Genomic DNA, 17077 nt, shown 5'->3' on the forward strand with positions numbered 1-17077 from the left:
ACGCCGCTGCTTCGATAGCAGCAGCAAGGATGACGCCACTGTTTGCGTCGCGCCTGTCAGACTCTGGTCTGGCTTTCACCCAGGTTGTTTTCCATGTGCCGCTGGCATATGCGGAGGTGATACAAGTAATGAACCACGCTTTTTCTTCTTTCGGTTCTTCGCGCTGCGACGCTGCGCTGGCTCTCTCCTGCCTCCCATCTGTTTCTTTTTCCTGCCGACACTATGTCCGATGCGGTAATTTTACCGACACAGGCGCAGGCTAATCTTTATCTCTGTTCGACCCGTTTTGTCTCTTCTCTGCGTCCGCGCAGCGGAACGACGCAGGTTATCCATGGTCAATACCAGACAGTTAAATGTTCTCTGTTTAAACGGAAATGGCCAGGGTGTTTTACACTTAACTCTCATGCGTGAATCGCGCTGACGGCAACGTCAGGTGAACAGGACAATGCGTTTAATGTGGCAACAGGTTTTCAGATTAGCGGCCATAAAGCCGGTTAACAGTTTTATCTTTCAACGGAAAATTGAGGTTCGCGATGTCTGACGACATGAAGAATATCAAAGGTTCGTCAGCTGGCGAACAGGGTGCACTCCGCTCCATGCAGGAGGTTGCAATGAACGATCAGGATGCGAGTAAAATGTTGCGAACCTACAACATCGCCTGGTGGGGCAACAACTATTACGACGTTAACGAACTGGGCCACATCAGTGTCTGCCCCGATCCGGACCGTCCGGACGTGCGCGTCGACTTAGCCCGCCTGGTTAAAGAGCGCGAAGCACAGGGCCAGCGTTTGCCTGCCTTGTTCTGCTTCCCACAGATTCTGCAACACCGTCTTCGCTCGATTAACGCCGCCTTTAAACGTGCGCGTGAATCTTACGGCTACAAAGGCGACTACTTCCTGGTTTACCCGATCAAAGTTAACCAGCACAAACGCGTCATCGAATCGCTGATCCACTCGGGCGAACCGCTGGGACTGGAAGCCGGCTCGAAAGCAGAGCTGATGGCCGTACTGGCGCACGCCGGTCAGACCCGCTCAGTGATCGTTTGCAACGGCTATAAAGACCGCGAATATATTCGTCTGGCGCTGATCGGCGAGAAGATGGGCCACAAGGTCTATCTGGTGCTGGAGAAGATGACGGAAGTGCGGCTGGTGCTGGAAGAAGCGGAGCGTCTGAATGTGGTGCCGCGTCTCGGTATCCGTGCGCGTCTGGCTTCACAGGGCTCCGGTAAATGGCAGTCGAGTGGCGGCGAAAAGTCGAAGTTTGGCCTGTCAGCGACCCAGGTGCTGAAGCTGGTTGAGATCATGCGTGAAGCCGGTCGCATCGACAGCCTGCAGCTGCTGCACTTCCATCTGGGCTCGCAGATGTCCAATATCCGCGACATCGCTACCGGCGTGCGTGAGTCGGCGCGTTTCTACGTCGAACTGGCGAAGCTGGGCGTTAACATCAAATGCTTCGACGTCGGCGGCGGTCTGGGCGTCGATTACGAAGGAACGCGCTCGCAGTCTGACTGCTCGGTCAACTATGGCCTGAATGAGTATGCCAACAATGTGATCTGGGCGATTGGTGCAGCCTGTGATGAGCACGGTCTGGAGCATCCGACGGTGATTACCGAGTCGGGTCGTGCTGTGACCGCGCACCACACGGTGCTGGTTTCCAATATCATTGGTGTGGAGCGTAACGAGTTCAGCGAACCTGAAACGCCGGATGCGGATGCGCCGCGCCCGATCCTCAGCATGTGGGAAACCTGGCAGGAGATGCATGAGCCAAGCACCCGCCGTTCGCTGCGTGAATGGCTGCACGACAGCCAGATGGATCTGTTTGATATCCATACCGGCTACTCGTCTGGCACCTACGATCTCAAGCAGCGTTCATGGGCTGAGCAGCTCTATCTGAGCATCTGCCACTATATTCAGCAGCATCTCGATCCCAGCAACCGTGCGCACCGTCCGATCATCGACGAGCTGCAGGAGCGGATGGCGGATAAGATCTACGTTAACTTCTCGCTGTTCCAGTCCATGCCGGATGCCTGGGGTATCGATCAGCTGTTCCCGGTACTGCCGCTGGAAGGGCTGAACAAGAAACCGGAGCGCCGCGCCGTGCTGCTCGACATCACCTGTGACTCTGATGGCACCATCGATCACTACGTGGATGGCGACGGTATCGCAACTACCATGCCGATGCCGGAATATGACCTGGATAACCCGCCAATGTTGGGCTTCTTCATGGTCGGGGCTTATCAGGAAATTCTGGGCAACATGCACAACCTGTTCGGTGACACCGAAGCGGTGGATGTCTACGCACGCGAAAATGGCGATGTGGAAGTGCAGCTTTCTGATGAAGGCGACACCGTGGCGGACATGCTGCGCTACGTGCAGCTTGATCCCAACGAGCTGATGGCGCTGTTCCGTAATCAGGTGCAGGCGTCCGATCTCGACGAAGAGCTGCGCGCGCAGTTCCTGGAAGAGTTTGAGAGTGGCCTTTACGGATACACCTATTTAGAAGATGAGTAATCGGCCCGGGCAGCCCGCAATCGCATATTGCAGTTGCCGTTAACTATGTCGATAATCTGACTCACTCAATCCCTTCCTCGTCGGGCCTAACGACGCGGAGGGGATTTTTTTTATCTCAGCCTGATGGCTTGCGGGCCTGGCCCGACTTACGCACATAGAGAGAGAGCAATTATGTATAACACGCTTGGCAATCAGTACGACAACTCCCTGGTTTCTAACGCCTTTGGTTTCATGCGTTTTCCGCTGAATTTCCAGCCTTACGACAGCGACGCCGAATGGGTTATCACCGGCGTGCCGTTTGATGCTGCAACATCGGGTCGTCCGGGCAGCCGCCTGGGTCCGGGCGCGATTCGTCAGATCTCCACCAATCTGGCCTGGGAAGGCTGCCGCTGGCCGTGGGATTTCGACCTGCGTCAGCGTCTGAACGTCGTGGATTGCGGCGATCTGGTTTACGCCTTTGGTGATTCGCAGGATCTCTCCGACAAGTTACAGGCCCACGCTGAAAAACTGCTGGCCAATGGTAAACGCATGATGACCTTTGGCGGCGACCACTACGTTACGCTGCCACTGCTGCGTGCCCATGCGAAACACTTCGGCAAGATGGCCCTGGTGCACTTTGATGCGCATACCGACACTTACTCCAACGGCCCGACCTTCGACCACGGCACCATGTTCTTCACCGCGCCGAAAGAGGGGCTGATTGATCCACAGCATTCTGTGCAGATCGGTATCCGTACCGAATTCGACAAGAGCCTGGGCTTCAACGTGCTGGATGCGGCGCAGGTCAATGATCGCAGCGTTGACGATATCCTCGCCGAAGTGAAACGCACTGTCGGCGATCTGCCGATCTATCTGACCTTCGACATTGACTGTCTGGATCCGGCGCATGCGCCTGGCACCGGCACACCGGTGATTGGCGGCCTGACCACCGATAAAGCGACCAAGCTGATTCGTGGCCTGCAGGGTATGAACATTGTCGGCATGGATCTGGTGGAAGTGGCGCCGGGTTACGATCACGCTGACCTGACCGCGCTGGCGGCGGCGACGCTCGCGCTGGATATGCTGCATGTTCAGGCTGCAAACAAAGGTTAATCCCGTTAAGAGCCTGCCGGATTAATCCGGCAGGCTCTGCGCTGCCGGCAAATGCGGCACAGCACCCGTAACGACCTCCATCCGCTTTCCCCCTCCAGATCGTTTCCTCTGTGACAGCGCATGCGCCTCAGGCGTAACCGCGCATCAGCAACTAAACTGACAGATATCAATTCTTAACGTGGAGGCAATGATGGGCTTTCTTGATGAACTGGCGGGATCGTTGCAGGGTAATCAGAGTGATGGGCATTTGCCCGGACAACTGCAGGCGGTCTGGCACTGGGTGCAGGAGCAGGGCGGTATTGAAGTGCTGCTGCAAAAATTCCAGCAGGGCGGGCTGGGTGAGGTGTTTGGCTCGTGGATCGGCACTGGAAGTAATCAGCCGGTAGAACACAGCGACATCCACTCTGCGTTTGGGCAGGCTGAACTGCAGTCACTGGCGGATAAGCTGGGAACCGACGTTAAGGGCGCAGCGGGCACGCTGGCGGTCATTCTGCCGCAGCTGATCGACAAAATGTCGCCCCAGGGGCATATGGATGAGGCGTCACTGCACGAGAACAAACTCGATTTAGGTTCGATGGTGGATCAGATATTCAAACGGTAGGTCTGTGATGCTGACCTGACCGGCACGACAGGCGCATGCACCGTGCATGCGCCTGCATTATGCGTTACTTCGCGTCAGCAGCAATGCGCTCACGGATGTGCGCGGCACGCGCTTCAGAAGCCGGGTGCGAGTCAAACATTGAACTCTGACGACCCTGTTCCAGTTTCGCCAGTTTTTCGAAGCTGGTCACCAGACCCTCTGGATTGATGTTGCGCTTCTTCATCAGATCGTAAGAGTAGTCATCTGCCTGCGATTCCTGAGTCTGGGAGAACTGAGCATTAACCAGCTTTTCACCCATTTCACCCAACTGCGACTGTGACAGTGAACCGATTACGCCGCCCACTGAGGCCGCTGCCGTGCGGGCGGCGGTCGTGGCATACGCCAGCTGCATTGCTTTACGCGTATGGCCTAACGCCACGTGGCCCATCTCATGGCCCAGCACGCCTTCCACTTCATTGTCGGTCATCATATCCATCAGACCGCTGTAAACGCGGATGCAGCCGTTTGCCATCGCCCAGGCGTTGACATCTTTAGTCTGATAAACCTTATAGTTCGCGGGAACCCCGTTGATGTTGTCGCCCAGCGCGGCCGCGATCTTGTTCAGACGCTGCTGATACTCGCTGTTGGCTGGCGCAAGCTGATTATCTTTGTCCATCTGCTCACAGGATTTATCGCTCAGAAGCTTTACCTGATCGTCGCTCAGGCTATAAGCCTGATACGCCTGCGCGCCAGATTGCATCAGCGCATTATTGTCTAAACCCTGACAACCGCTGAGCATTGCCGTCAGGCCAAGTGCTAACACCATTTTTTTGGTTTTCATGCTGTATCCCATCCATAACAAGGTAAGAAAAACAAACACCTGAAACACACTCAGATGAATAAACGATTTGGTTATAGCGTGCCAGTCTGCACTTTGCTAGCAGACCTCGCCGAAAAAGCCATACGAAGCGGTGACATTTAGCGTTTTACAACATGTACTTTTGACCTGACTTTCATGTACATTGATGGGCAACTTTTTCCTTGTTTTGCCCGATAACTCATTAATAACAATCAGTTAAGGTGCGAAGCATTAATCCGACCTGGAGTAGAAAATGCCCTCTCGTAAAGAGCTTGCCAACGCCATTCGTGCGTTAAGTATGGATGCAGTACAGAAAGCGAAATCGGGACATCCGGGTGCCCCAATGGGCATGGCGGACATCGCTGAAGTACTCTGGCGCGGCTACCTGAACCATAACCCAACCAACCCGCTGTGGGCTGACCGCGACCGTTTCGTGCTCTCTAACGGTCACGGCTCCATGCTGATCTACAGCCTGCTGCATCTGACCGGCTACGATCTGCCACTGAGCGAGCTGGAAAACTTCCGCCAGCTGCACTCAAAAACTCCAGGTCACCCTGAATATGGCTACACCGTGGGCGTTGAAACCACCACCGGTCCGCTGGGGCAGGGCATCGCCAACGCCGTCGGCTTCGCCATTGCTGAACGCACACTGGCCGCGCAGTTTAACCGTCCGGGTCATGACATCGTAGACCACAACACCTATGTCTTCATGGGTGATGGCTGCATGATGGAAGGTATTTCTCACGAAGTCTGCTCACTGGCGGGTACGCTGAAGCTGGGCAAACTGGTTGCGTTCTACGATGACAACGGTATTTCTATCGATGGTCACATTGATGGCTGGTTCACCGATGACACCGCTAAGCGCTTTGAAGCCTATGGCTGGCACGTGGTGCGCGGCGTTGATGGTCACGATGCAGATGCGATTGCTAAAGCGATCGACGAAGCGAAGCGCGTCAGCGACAAGCCTTCACTGCTGATGTGCAAAACAGTAATCGGCTTCGGTTCACCGAACAAAGCGGGCACCCACGATTCACACGGCGCACCGCTGGGTGATGACGAAGTGGCACTGACCCGCAAACAGCTGGGCTGGAACCACGCACCCTTCGTTATTCCTTCAGACATCTACGCTGAGTGGGACGCGAAAGAAGCAGGCAAGGCGAAAGAAGCTGCATGGGATGAGAAATTCGCTGCGTATGCGCAGGCACATCCTGAACTGGCCACCGAGTTCAAACGTCGCGTGAGCAACGAACTGCCTGCGAACTGGCAGGAAGAGTCGCAGAAATTCGTTGAGCAGCTGCAGGCGAACCCGGCGAAGATCGCCAGCCGTAAAGCCTCACAGAATGCTATCGAAGCCTTTGGTAAAATCCTGCCGGAATATCTGGGCGGCTCTGCCGACCTGGCACCGAGTAACCTGACTATCTGGTCTGGCTCTAAGCCTATCAACGAAGATGCGGCTGGTAACTACATCCATTACGGCGTACGCGAGTTCGGCATGACCGCCATCGCCAATGGCCTGGCGCTGCACGGCGGCTTCCTGCCTTACACCGCCACCTTCCTGATGTTCGTTGAATATGCGCGTAACGCAGCGCGTATGGCGGCACTGATGAAGATCCGTCAGATCATGGTCTACACCCACGACTCTATCGGTCTGGGCGAAGATGGCCCGACGCATCAGCCGGTAGAGCAGATGGCGAGCCTGCGTACCACACCAAACATGAGCCTGTGGCGTCCATGTGACCAGGTTGAATCCGCGGTGGCATGGAAATATGCCATCGAACGTCAGGATGGCCCGACGGCGCTGATCTTCTCCCGTCAGAACCTGGCGCAGCAGGAACGTGATGCTGCACAGCTGGCTAACGTGACGCGCGGTGGTTATGTGCTGAAAGATTGCGACGGTACGCCTGAGCTGATCCTGATCGCGACCGGTTCAGAAGTTGAACTGGCTGTCGGTGCCTGGGACAAACTCACCAGCGAAGGCCGCAAAGTGCGCGTGGTCTCTATGCCGTCAACCGATGCTTTCGACAAGCAGAGCGATGAGTACCGTGAATCTGTGCTGCCGAAAGCGGTCAGCGCTCGTGTTGCTATCGAAGCGGGCATCGCGGATTACTGGTTCAAATACACCGGCCTGAACGGTGCTATCGTGGGTATGACCAGCTTCGGCGAATCTGCTCCGGCTGATCAGCTGTTCGAGCTGTTTGGCTTCACCGTCGACAATGTGGTCGCGAAAGCGAAAGCGCTGCTGGCGTAAAAATCGGCCAGGCGGGCCTGCTCCCGTCTGGCAGTGAAACTAAAGGGACGAGCGTTTCGTCCCTTTTGCTATTTTATTCCTGCAGTAATAAACAATTCTGGCTTCAATTTGTGACGCAGATCCAAATTTAAGCAGTCAGATTGATCGCAATCATTCCTGTTATTCCTTCCTTCTATTATTCTGGCTGAACCGTTTCAGTTGCGGGGCGAACCGCCCTGATTTCGGACAATGCCGGGTAAGAATCTCCTGTACAAAGTGCAGTGAAACGCTCAGGCTAACGGCACGTTTTTTTCAGTCTGACGTGGCAGGAGAGAAATGACGGTACGGGTAGCGATAAATGGTTTTGGCCGGATTGGACGCAACGTCCTGCGTGCGCTCTATGAGACGGGCCGACGTGCAGAGATCACCGTCGTCGCGATTAACGAGCTGGCAGAAGCCACCGGTATGGCGCACCTGCTGAAATACGATACCAGCCATGGCCGTTTTGCTTTCGATGTCCGCCAGGAGCGTGATGTCATGTGGGTGGGGGGCGATACCCTGCGCATTTTGCACCGTGCAGAAATAGCCGATTTGCCGTGGCGTGAACTTGATGTGGATGTGGTGCTGGACTGCACCGGCGTCTATGGCTCACGGGCTGATGGCGAAGCCCATCTGCAGGCGGGTGCCAAAAAAGTGCTGTTCTCTCATCCCGGCGGAAACGATCTCGACGCCACCGTCGTGTTCGGCGTTAACCAGCAGGATCTCACCGCCAGCGACCGCATCGTTTCCAACGCTTCCTGTACCACGAACTGCATTATCCCGGTCATTAAACTGCTGGATGATGAGTTTGGTATCGAATCCGGCACTGTTACCACGATCCACTCGGCGATGCACGATCAGCAGGTGATCGACGCCTATCACAGCGATCTGCGCCGGACCCGCGCCGCCAGTCAGTCGATTATCCCGGTGGATACTCGCCTGGCGGCAGGCATTACCCGTATTTTTCCGAAATTCAACGATCGCTTTGAGGCGATAGCCGTTCGCGTCCCGACGATTAACGTGACGGCCATTGATCTCAGCGTCTCAGTGCATAACGCGGTAACAGCGTGTGACGTTAACACCTTGTTGCGAAGCGCGGCAGAAGGGGCATTTCGTGGTATAGTTGACTACACGGAATTACCGTTAGTCTCAGTAGATTTTAACCATGATCCGCACAGTGCCATTGTGGACGGAACACAAACGCGGGTCAGCGGTCAACACCTTATCAAGACACTGGTCTGGTGTGACAATGAATGGGGCTTTGCTAACCGAATGCTCGACACGACGTTAGCGATGGCCGCAAGCGGTTTCAGGTAAGACGCGGTTTGCGTCTGGCAAAACTTATGAGAATCAACGAGAGGATTCACCATGTCTGTAATTAAGATGACCGATCTGGATCTGGCGGGTAAACGCGTTCTGATCCGTGCCGATCTGAACGTACCAGTTAAAGAAGGTAAAGTGACGTCTGATGCACGTATCCGTGCTTCTCTGCCAACCATTGAAGCGGCGTTGAAACAGGGCGCGAAAGTAATGGTTACCTCTCACCTGGGTCGTCCGACCGAAGGTGAATACAACGAAGAGTTCTCGCTGCTGCCGGTAGTTAACTACCTGAAAGACAAGCTGAGCGGCACCACCGTCACCCTGGCAAAAGATTACCTCGATGGCGTTGAAGTCGGCGCTGGCGAACTGGTTGTGCTGGAAAACGTTCGCTTTAACAAAGGCGAGAAGAAAGATGACGAAGCACTGTCTAAAAAATATGCGGCCCTGTGCGACGTATTCGTGATGGACGCGTTTGGTACTGCACACCGCGCGCAGGCTTCTACCCACGGCGTTGGCAAATTTGCCCCTATCGCCTGTGCTGGTCCGCTGCTCTCAGCAGAACTGGAAGCACTGGGTAAAGTCATGAGCAACCCTGAGCGTCCGCTGGTGGCTGTCGTAGGCGGTTCTAAAGTCTCTACCAAATTTGACGTGCTGCAGTCTCTGGTCAAAATCGCGGATACCGTGATTGTAGGTGGCGGCATCGCAAACACCTTCGTGGCTATCGACAACAATGTCGGTAAGTCACTTTATGAACCCGACTTCGTTGAAGCGGCTAAGGGCCTGCGCGATCAGCACGGTATCCCGGTTCCAACTGACTCACGTGTCGGCACAGAATTCTCTGAAACTGCACCAGCAACCGTGAAAAAGGTTTCGGAAGTAGCGGATAACGAAGAGATTATGGACTTCGGCGATGAAACCGCTCAGGCCATGGCTGCCATCCTGAAGGATGCGAAAACCATCCTGTGGAACGGCCCGGTAGGCGTGTTTGAATTCCCTAACTTCCGTAAAGGCACCGAGATCGTGGCTAACGCCATTGCAGACAGCGATGCTTTCTCTGTTGCAGGCGGCGGCGATACCTTAGCGGCTATCGACCTGTTCGGCATCGAAGACAAAATTTCCTACATCTCTACCGGCGGCGGCGCGTTCCTTGAGTTCGTGGAAGGCAAAAAACTGCCTGCAGTTGCCATGCTGGAAGAGCGTGCGAAGCAGTAATCCTTTGGGGGCGATGCCTTGCGGTATCGCCTGAAGTCTTGCCCGTCTGGGCGTTTAAATCGACGTTCCTCAAGGGGAACAACGGTCACGAAACAGGACACAATCATGTCTAAAATTTTTGATTTCGTAAAACCCGGCGTTGTCACTGGTGATGACGTACAGAAGATCTTCAAAGTTGCGAAAGAGAACAAATTCGCACTGCCAGCCGTAAACTGCGTCGGCACCGACTCTATCAATGCAGCACTGGAAGCGGCGGCGAAAGTTAAAGCGCCAATCATCATCCAGTTCTCTAACGGTGGTGCTGCATTTATCGCCGGTAAAGGCTTCAAGACTGACAAACCACAGGGTGCGGCAATCTTCGGTGCTATCGCCGGTGCACACCACGTTCACCTGATGGCAGAGCAGTACGGCGTGCCGGTTATCCTGCATACTGACCACTGCGCTAAGAAACTGCTGCCGTGGATCGACGGTCTGCTGGACGCGGGTGAAGAGTACTTCCAGAAAAACGGTAAGCCACTTTTCTCTTCTCACATGATCGACCTGTCAGAAGAGTCACTGGAAGAAAACATCGAAATCAGCAGCAAGTACCTGGCGCGCATGGCGAAACTCGACATGACGCTGGAAATCGAGCTGGGCTGCACCGGTGGTGAAGAAGATGGCGTTGATAACAGCCATATGGACGCATCTGCCCTTTACACTCAGCCAGAAGATGTGAACTACGCATACGAAAAACTGAATGCTATCAGCCCGCGCTTCACCATTGCGGCCTCATTCGGCAACGTACACGGCGTTTATAAGCCAGGTAACGTGAAACTGACCCCAACCATTCTGCGTGATTCACAGAAATATGTATGTGAAAAACATGGTCTGCCGCACAACGCGCTGGACTTCGTTTTCCACGGCGGTTCAGGTTCTTCAGCTGCAGAAATCGAAGAGTCTATCAGCTACGGCGTGATCAAGATGAACATCGATACCGATACCCAATGGGCAACCTGGGACGGCATCCTGCAGTACTACAAAAAGAACGAAGGCTATCTGCAATCGCAGCTGGGTAATCCGGAAGGCGCCGACAAACCAAACAAAAAATACTACGACCCACGTGTCTGGCTGCGTTCTGCCCAGGCCTCTATGGTGGTGCGTCTGGAGCAGGCTTTCAAAGAGCTTAACGCTGTCGACGTTCTGTAACTGACGTTTAGTTACCGTACAAAAAAGGCCCGAAAGGGCCTTTTTTTTGACCTTTTTTTGCCTGATTTGCGTCAAAAGTCATGCAGGATTGGCACGCTGGCATTTATTGTTTACCCTTTTGTCAGGGATTGTCAGAGCGGTTCTGACAATATGTTGTTACTTCCCTTGGGAATTTAATTACAGGACGGTTCCATGCAGGATACGGGTATGTTTGATGAACTCAACAACGCAGGTAACTGGATAGTACGCAATCAGGAGCTCCTGATTAGCTATGCGGTCAACATTGTCGCAGCCATTGCGATTATCTTTGTGGGTATGATGATTGCACGCATCATCTCCAACGCCGCTAATCGTCTGCTGCTTGCGCGCCACATTGATACGACTGTTGCTGACTTTCTGTCGGCGCTGGTGCGCTACGGTATTATCGCATTCACACTTATCGCCGCACTCGGACGCATTGGTGTACAGACAACTTCGGTCATCGCAATCCTTGGTGCGGCCGGTCTGGCCGTGGGTCTGGCATTAAAGGATTCCCTGTCAAACCTTGCTGCTGGTGTGCTGCTGGTGATTTTCCGCCACTTCCGAACCGGTGAGTTTGTTGATCTGGGTGGGATCATGGGGACGGTAATGAACGTGCAGATCTTCTCCACAACGCTCAAGTCAGCTGATGGCAAGCGAGTGGTGGTGCCGAACGGTAAAATTCTTGCCGGAAACATCGTTAACTTTTCGCGTGAGCCGGTACGCCGCAATGAATTTATTATCGGCGTCTCCTACGATGCAGATGTTGATCAGGTTCTGACGCTGCTGCGGGAAGTCGTAGAAGCAGATGAGCGTGTATTAAAAGAGATGGGTATCCAGATTGGGCTTAATGAGTTAGCCGCATCCTCAATGAATTTTGTCGTGCGCTGCTGGAGCAACAGTGGAGACCTGCAGAACGTCTACTGGGACCTGATGAAGAACTTCAAGCGTACGCTGGATGGTAAAGGGATTGGTATTCCTTATCCGCAGATGGACGTGCATCTGCACCGCGTCAGACAGTCGGATGCACCTACGCCAGAGACACAGCCGCAGTAACGATTTTAATGGGCGGCATCGGTCGCCCATTAATTCTGCTAATCGCAGATTAATTTTTTCAATTTCCGCTAATCATTCCCTCTCTTTATACTTCCCCCACATCTGACCATGTGAGGAAAAAATCCAGTGATATCTCTCTACTTTCAGGGGCTTGCTCTGGGTGCTGCACTGATCCTGCCGCTGGGGCCGCAGAACGCTTTTGTGATGAATCAGGGCATAAAGCGCCAGTATCATCTTTTGACGGCGGCACTTTGCTCGCTGAGCGATATTCTGCTGATATGCGCTGGCATCTTTGGCGGTAGCGCGCTGCTTAGCCAGTCTCCGCTGCTATTGATGATGATTACCTGGGCGGGCGTGGCTTTTCTGGTCTGGTATGGCTGGGGAGCGCTGCGAAGCGCCTTTCGTGGCGACGCCGCTCTGGTGGATGGCGAGCCGTTAAAGCACAGCAGAGGACGTATTATTGCGACGCTGCTGGCGGTGACCTGGCTTAACCCGCACGTTTATCTCGACACCTTTGTGGTGCTCGGGAGTCTTGGCGGTCAGTTGCCGACCACCACGGCGCGTCAGTGGTTCGCGCTGGGTACTATCAGCGCGTCGATTCTCTGGTTCTTCGGTCTGGCCCTGCTGGCTGCGTGGCTCTCACCGCGCCTGCGCACCGCGAAAGCACAGCGCATTATTAACCTGCTGGTAGGTGCTGTGATGTGGTTTATCGCCCTGCAGCTGGCGCGCCAGGGCATTGCTGGTTTTTGATCCCAGCCTCGATCCGTGGCAGTAATTGCCGCGCTGCGGGCGAACTTTTGCCATAATGACCACTCAAAGCATGGCGCATACCCATGCGCTTTTGGGCTTCGCCGGTTGGAAGCCGTCATAGTGACCTTTTCAAGGAGGACTTTCATGAAACTGAAAGCATTGGCTCTGGCCGCAATCATGAGCGCTGGCGTATTGCCTGGCGTACACGCTGATGAGTTACCGAACGGACCGCACGTGGTGACCTCAGGCAAGGCAACGGTCGATGCCCGTCCCGATATCGCAACGCTCTCTATCGTGGTGAACGTGTCATCAAAAGATGCCGCAGATGCGAAGAAGCAGGCGGATAGCCGCGTTGCGCAATATTTCGATTTTCTGCAGAAAAACGGTATTGAGAAGAAAGACATCGATGCGGCTAACCTGAGCACGCAGCCAGAGTACGATTACACCAAAGAGGGTAAATCGGTACTGAAAGGCTATCGTGCGGTGCGTCAGGTACAGGTCACCCTGCGTCAACTGGACAAGCTGAATGATCTGCTGGACGGGGCGCTGAAGTCCGGTCTGAATGAAGTGCGCAGCGTCGAGTTGGGCGTGGCAAACCCGGAGAGCTACAAAGAGCAGGCACGTAAAGCCGCGATTAAAAACGCGACTCAGCAGGCATCTGAACTGGCTGAAGGCTTTAACGCGAAGCTGGGATCGATTTACAGCATTCGTTATCAGGTCGCCAACTATCAGCCGATGCCAATGAACCGCATGTATAAAGCGGCTGCAGCGGCAGATACCACGGCTCAGGAGACCTATGATCAGCAGAGCATCAACTTTGACGATCAGGTTGATGTAGTGTTTGAAATCAAGCCCAATACGCCATAATGCAAAACGGGGCTGATGCCCCGTTTTTGTTTTCAGGCTGCGACATGATCCTGACGCAGCACCCGATGCCCATGCGCAATCAGCGCATCGGTCACCCGACGCATTAACCGGCTTTCCGGCGCAAAGCGATGCCAGTAGAGCATCCGGCGCTGATACAAACCCGGCGTCAAATCAATTAACTCACCGCTCGCCAGCTCACGCTCAATCTGCAGATGCGGGATCATACAGCAGGTCGAACCCTGCCGGGCCATCTGCACAAAGGCCTCAGAAGAGTTCACGATGTGACAGGGTACGCTGCCCGGTGAAAGATCAAAGTTCTGTTGCAGGAAGGCCTGATGCATATCATCAAGATGGTCAAACGCCACCGCAGGCGCTTTTAGCAGGGCAGAGCGGGTGACGCCGTTCGGGAAGAAGCGATCGGCAAAGTCGCGTGACGCCACAAACAGGTAGTCGAGCGCACCGAGCTGATCCACCAGACAACTTGGCAGCGGCTGCGGCTGAATACTCACTGCACCCACCACTTCACCCCGGCGCAGACGCTCCTGGGTGCGGGTTTCATCTTCGACCTGCAGATTAAGGCGGACGGGAGAATCAGCCAGCACATCTTTCAGCGCAGGCAACAACCAGGTCGCCAGACTGTCGGCGTTGACCGCCAGCGACAGCAGCAGTGGCGTGGTACCACTGTTCTCATCGCCCAGCCACTCCTCTTCCAGCAGCTCAACCTGATGCAGTAACGCCAGCAGTTTCTGACCCTGTTCGGTCGGACGCGGCGGCACGGTGCGCACCAGCAGCGGCTGCCCAAACAGGTTCTCCAGCTGCTTGATACGCTGTGAAACTGCCGACTGGGTGATACACAATTTTTGTGCGGCACGCTCAAATCCGCGTTCGCGGATCACTGAATCCAGCGCCTGAAGCGTTCGATAATCCGGGCGTTTCATTATTGTTCTCTCTCCTCAGGGTGGACGTCACTATGCCACAAAAGTGTCACCTGTGATGGCTCTCTTGTTTTTTGTGGGCTGGCTTCCAAAGCGATAAATCCACGGCGGTCAGCCGAGCATTTTCAGCAAGCCTTGTTTTATACTACGCGCACTTCGTTGTCGCACAGGTTTTAAACATACCATGACCCAGGATGAACTGAAAAAAGCCGTTGGCTGGGCTGCACTTGAGTACGTGCAGCCGGGCACCGTTGTTGGCGTAGGCACCGGATCTACCGCAGCACACTTTATTGATGCGCTTGCCACGGTCAGGCATCAGATCGAAGGTGCTGTCTCCAGCTCCGATGCCTCCACCCAGAAGCTGAAAAGCCTGGGCATTCAGGTGTTCGATCTGAACGAGCTTGATGTGCTGTCGGTGTACGTTGATGGCGCGGATGAGATCAACCCACAGATGCAGATGATCAAAGGCGGTGGCGCAGCGCTGACGCGTGAAAAGATCGTGGCTGCGGTGGCAGAGACCTTTATCTGTATCGCTGACGCTTCAAAAGAGGTGGATGTGCTGGGCCGTTTCCCGCTGCCGGTTGAAGTGATTCCGATGGCGCGCAGCTATGTGGCGCGTCAGCTGGTGAAAATGGGGGGCTTACCGGAGTATCGTCAGAACGTGGTCACAGACAACGGCAACATTATTCTCGATGTGCATAATCTGCGTATTCTCGACCCGATTGAGCTGGAAAAAACTATCAACGCCTTACCTGGCGTGGTCACCGTGGGCCTTTTTGCTGCGCGCGGAGCCGATATCGCGTTAATTGGCGGGCCTGATGGGGTGAAAACCATCAAAAAATGATCTGTCTGGCGCTGTAAAGGCGCCGGTTATTTCTGCCTGCAAATCATCTTTTCTCGCGCCGGTGAAATTTGGTGACTTATGTCACATAAGCGTCATCGGCAGTGGGTTCGTTCTCTCATCTCCGCCGACCTCATGATTTTGTCCGGCAATGTGCGGCTGTCAGCCGTTGCCGTGCTGGCTGCCGGGCAATCGTTTGTATTGCCGGACGCGATTTTTTTGATATTTTGACAGAAGGCTGGCTTATGGTAGTCCTCATTGAATGCTGAATAGGATCGGGAAATGGCAAAGGTATCACTGGAAAAAGATAAGATTAAGTTCCTGCTGGTGGAAGGTGTCCATCAGAGCGCGCTAGAGAACCTGCGGGCTGCAGGCTATACCAACATCGAATTCCACAAGGGCGCGCTGGACTCCGATGCGTTAAAAGCATCGATCCGCGATGCGCACTTCATTGGTATCCGTTCCCGCTCCCAGCTCACTGAAGAGATTTTTGCGGCGGCTGAGAAGCTGGTCGCTGTTGGCTGTTTCTGTATCGGTACCAACCAGGTTGATCTTCAGGCTGCTGCCAGCCGGGGGATTCCGGTGTTCAATGCGCCATTCTCGAATACCCGTTCGGTTGCGGAGCTGGTGATTGGTGAGATGCTGCTGATGCTGCGTGGCATCCCGGAAGCGAATGCGAAAGCGCACCGAGGCATCTGGAACAAGATTGCCAAAGGCTCATTTGAAGCGCGTGGCAAAAAGCTGGGTATCATCGGTTACGGTCATATCGGCATGCAGCTGGGCGTACTGGCAGAAAGTCTGGGTATGCATGTTTTTTTCTACGACATTGAAAACAAGCTGCCGCTGGGTAATGCCACGCAGGTACGCCATCTTGCCGATCTGCTCAACATGAGCGACGTTGTCAGCCTGCATGTGCCGGAGACAGCCTCTACACAGGATATGATTGATGCAGAGGAGCTGGCGCAGATGAAGCCTGGTGCGCTGCTGATTAACGCCTCACGCGGTACCGTGGTCGATATTCCGGCGCTGTGCGATGCGCTGGCCAGTAAACATGTCGGTGGCGCGGCTATCGACGTCTTCCCGACAGAACCCGCCACTAACAGCGAGCCGTTTATTTCGCCACTGAGTGAGTTCGACAACGTGATCCTGACGCCGCACATTGGCGGATCGACGGAAGAAGCGCAGGAGAACATCGGGATTGAAGTTGCGGGTAAGCTGGCGAAATACTCCGATAACGGCTCCACCCTGTCAGCTGTTAACTTCCCGGAAGTGTCATTGCCGATTCACGGCATCAGCGCCAGTCGTCTGTTGCACATCCATGAGAACCGTCCTGGCGTGCTGACAGCCATCAACCAGATTTTTGCCGAGCAGGGCATTAACATCGCCGCCCAGTATCTGCAAACCTCGCCGTTTATGGGTTATGTAGTTATCGACATTGATGCAGAGCCGGAAGTGGCAGAGAACGCGCTGCAGCTGATGAAGGCCATTCCGGGTACTATCCGCGCCCGTCTGCTTTACTAAGCGATGCAGACATGAAGTGGCGCTGAATAGCCCCACTTCATGTTGTCAGTTACGATCTGACCGGG

Annotated in this window: 14 protein-coding genes; 12 read left to right on the top strand and 2 right to left on the bottom strand. The window is 54.6% G+C overall.

From position 1 onward, the window contains the following. The first annotated feature begins 533 nt into the window (after nt 1-533). From speA to ACR8BF_RS03770, 3 genes are all read left to right on the top strand, one after another. A complete protein-coding gene (gene speA / locus ACR8BF_RS03760; RefSeq protein WP_090965877.1) occupies nt 534-2510 on the top strand; it encodes a biosynthetic arginine decarboxylase in 1977 nt (658 codons plus the stop codon). A gap of 171 nt (nt 2511-2681) precedes the next feature. Then, complete coding sequence (gene speB / locus ACR8BF_RS03765; protein ID WP_090965875.1) at nt 2682-3602, top strand: agmatinase; 921 nt, start codon at nt 2682-2684, stop codon at nt 3600-3602. 190 nt (nt 3603-3792) lie between these two features. Next, the gene (locus tag ACR8BF_RS03770; RefSeq protein ID WP_314985488.1) at nt 3793-4203 is read left to right on the top strand and encodes a YidB family protein; all 411 of its coding nucleotides are present in this window, start codon (nt 3793-3795) and stop codon (nt 4201-4203) included. Between the two features lie 64 nt (nt 4204-4267). Here the strand turns inward: ACR8BF_RS03770 and ACR8BF_RS03775 are convergent, their stop codons facing one another. Beyond that, a complete protein-coding gene (locus ACR8BF_RS03775; protein WP_179898504.1) occupies nt 4268-5023 on the bottom strand; it encodes a M48 family metallopeptidase in 756 nt (251 codons plus the stop codon). Between the two features lie 271 nt (nt 5024-5294). On the opposite strand from ACR8BF_RS03775, the gene tkt reads away from it, so the two are divergent. From tkt to ACR8BF_RS03810, 7 genes are all read left to right on the top strand, one after another. Further along, a complete protein-coding gene (tkt, locus tag ACR8BF_RS03780) occupies nt 5295-7289 on the top strand; it encodes a transketolase (RefSeq protein ID WP_314985487.1) in 1995 nt (664 codons plus the stop codon). Nucleotides 7290-7604: 315 nt separating this feature from the next. Then, a complete protein-coding gene (gene epd, locus ACR8BF_RS03785; protein ID WP_179898502.1) occupies nt 7605-8624 on the top strand; it encodes an erythrose-4-phosphate dehydrogenase in 1020 nt (339 codons plus the stop codon). 51 nt (nt 8625-8675) lie between these two features. Further along, complete coding sequence (gene pgk / locus ACR8BF_RS03790; RefSeq protein ID WP_136196161.1) at nt 8676-9839, top strand: phosphoglycerate kinase; 1164 nt, start codon at nt 8676-8678, stop codon at nt 9837-9839. A 105-nt stretch (nt 9840-9944) separates the two neighbouring features. Beyond that, nucleotides 9945-11024 carry a class II fructose-bisphosphate aldolase gene (gene fbaA / locus ACR8BF_RS03795; protein WP_010248835.1) on the top strand — a complete coding sequence of 360 codons (1080 nt, stop codon included), beginning with the start codon at nt 9945-9947 and terminating at the stop codon, nt 11022-11024. Between the two features lie 192 nt (nt 11025-11216). Then, entirely contained in the window at nt 11217-12098 is an 882-nt protein-coding gene (gene mscS, locus ACR8BF_RS03800) for a small-conductance mechanosensitive channel MscS (protein ID WP_179898500.1), read from the top strand. Nucleotides 12099-12224: 126 nt separating this feature from the next. Continuing rightward, nucleotides 12225-12848, top strand: a complete 624-nt coding sequence (gene argO / locus ACR8BF_RS03805; RefSeq protein ID WP_434745567.1) for an arginine exporter ArgO — start codon at nt 12225-12227, stop codon at nt 12846-12848. Nucleotides 12849-12992: 144 nt separating this feature from the next. Next, nucleotides 12993-13715, top strand: a complete 723-nt coding sequence (locus tag ACR8BF_RS03810; protein ID WP_292987745.1) for an oxidative stress defense protein — start codon at nt 12993-12995, stop codon at nt 13713-13715. Between the two features lie 32 nt (nt 13716-13747). Here the strand turns inward: ACR8BF_RS03810 and ACR8BF_RS03815 are convergent, their stop codons facing one another. After that, nucleotides 13748-14653: a LysR family transcriptional regulator ArgP gene (locus tag ACR8BF_RS03815; protein WP_179898497.1), complete on the bottom strand. Its 906-nt coding sequence runs from the start codon at nt 14651-14653 to the stop codon at nt 13748-13750. A gap of 181 nt (nt 14654-14834) precedes the next feature. On the opposite strand from ACR8BF_RS03815, the gene rpiA reads away from it, so the two are divergent. Further along, a complete protein-coding gene (gene rpiA / locus ACR8BF_RS03820; protein WP_434745568.1) occupies nt 14835-15494 on the top strand; it encodes a ribose-5-phosphate isomerase RpiA in 660 nt (219 codons plus the stop codon). Between the two features lie 279 nt (nt 15495-15773). Next, a complete protein-coding gene (gene serA, locus ACR8BF_RS03825) occupies nt 15774-17012 on the top strand; it encodes a phosphoglycerate dehydrogenase (protein ID WP_434745569.1) in 1239 nt (412 codons plus the stop codon). Nucleotides 17013-17077 lie beyond the last annotated feature (65 nt).

It is taken from the genome of Candidatus Pantoea rara (assembly GCF_051136265.1).
Taxonomy (GTDB): Bacteria; Pseudomonadota; Gammaproteobacteria; order Enterobacterales; family Enterobacteriaceae; genus Pantoea; species Pantoea rara.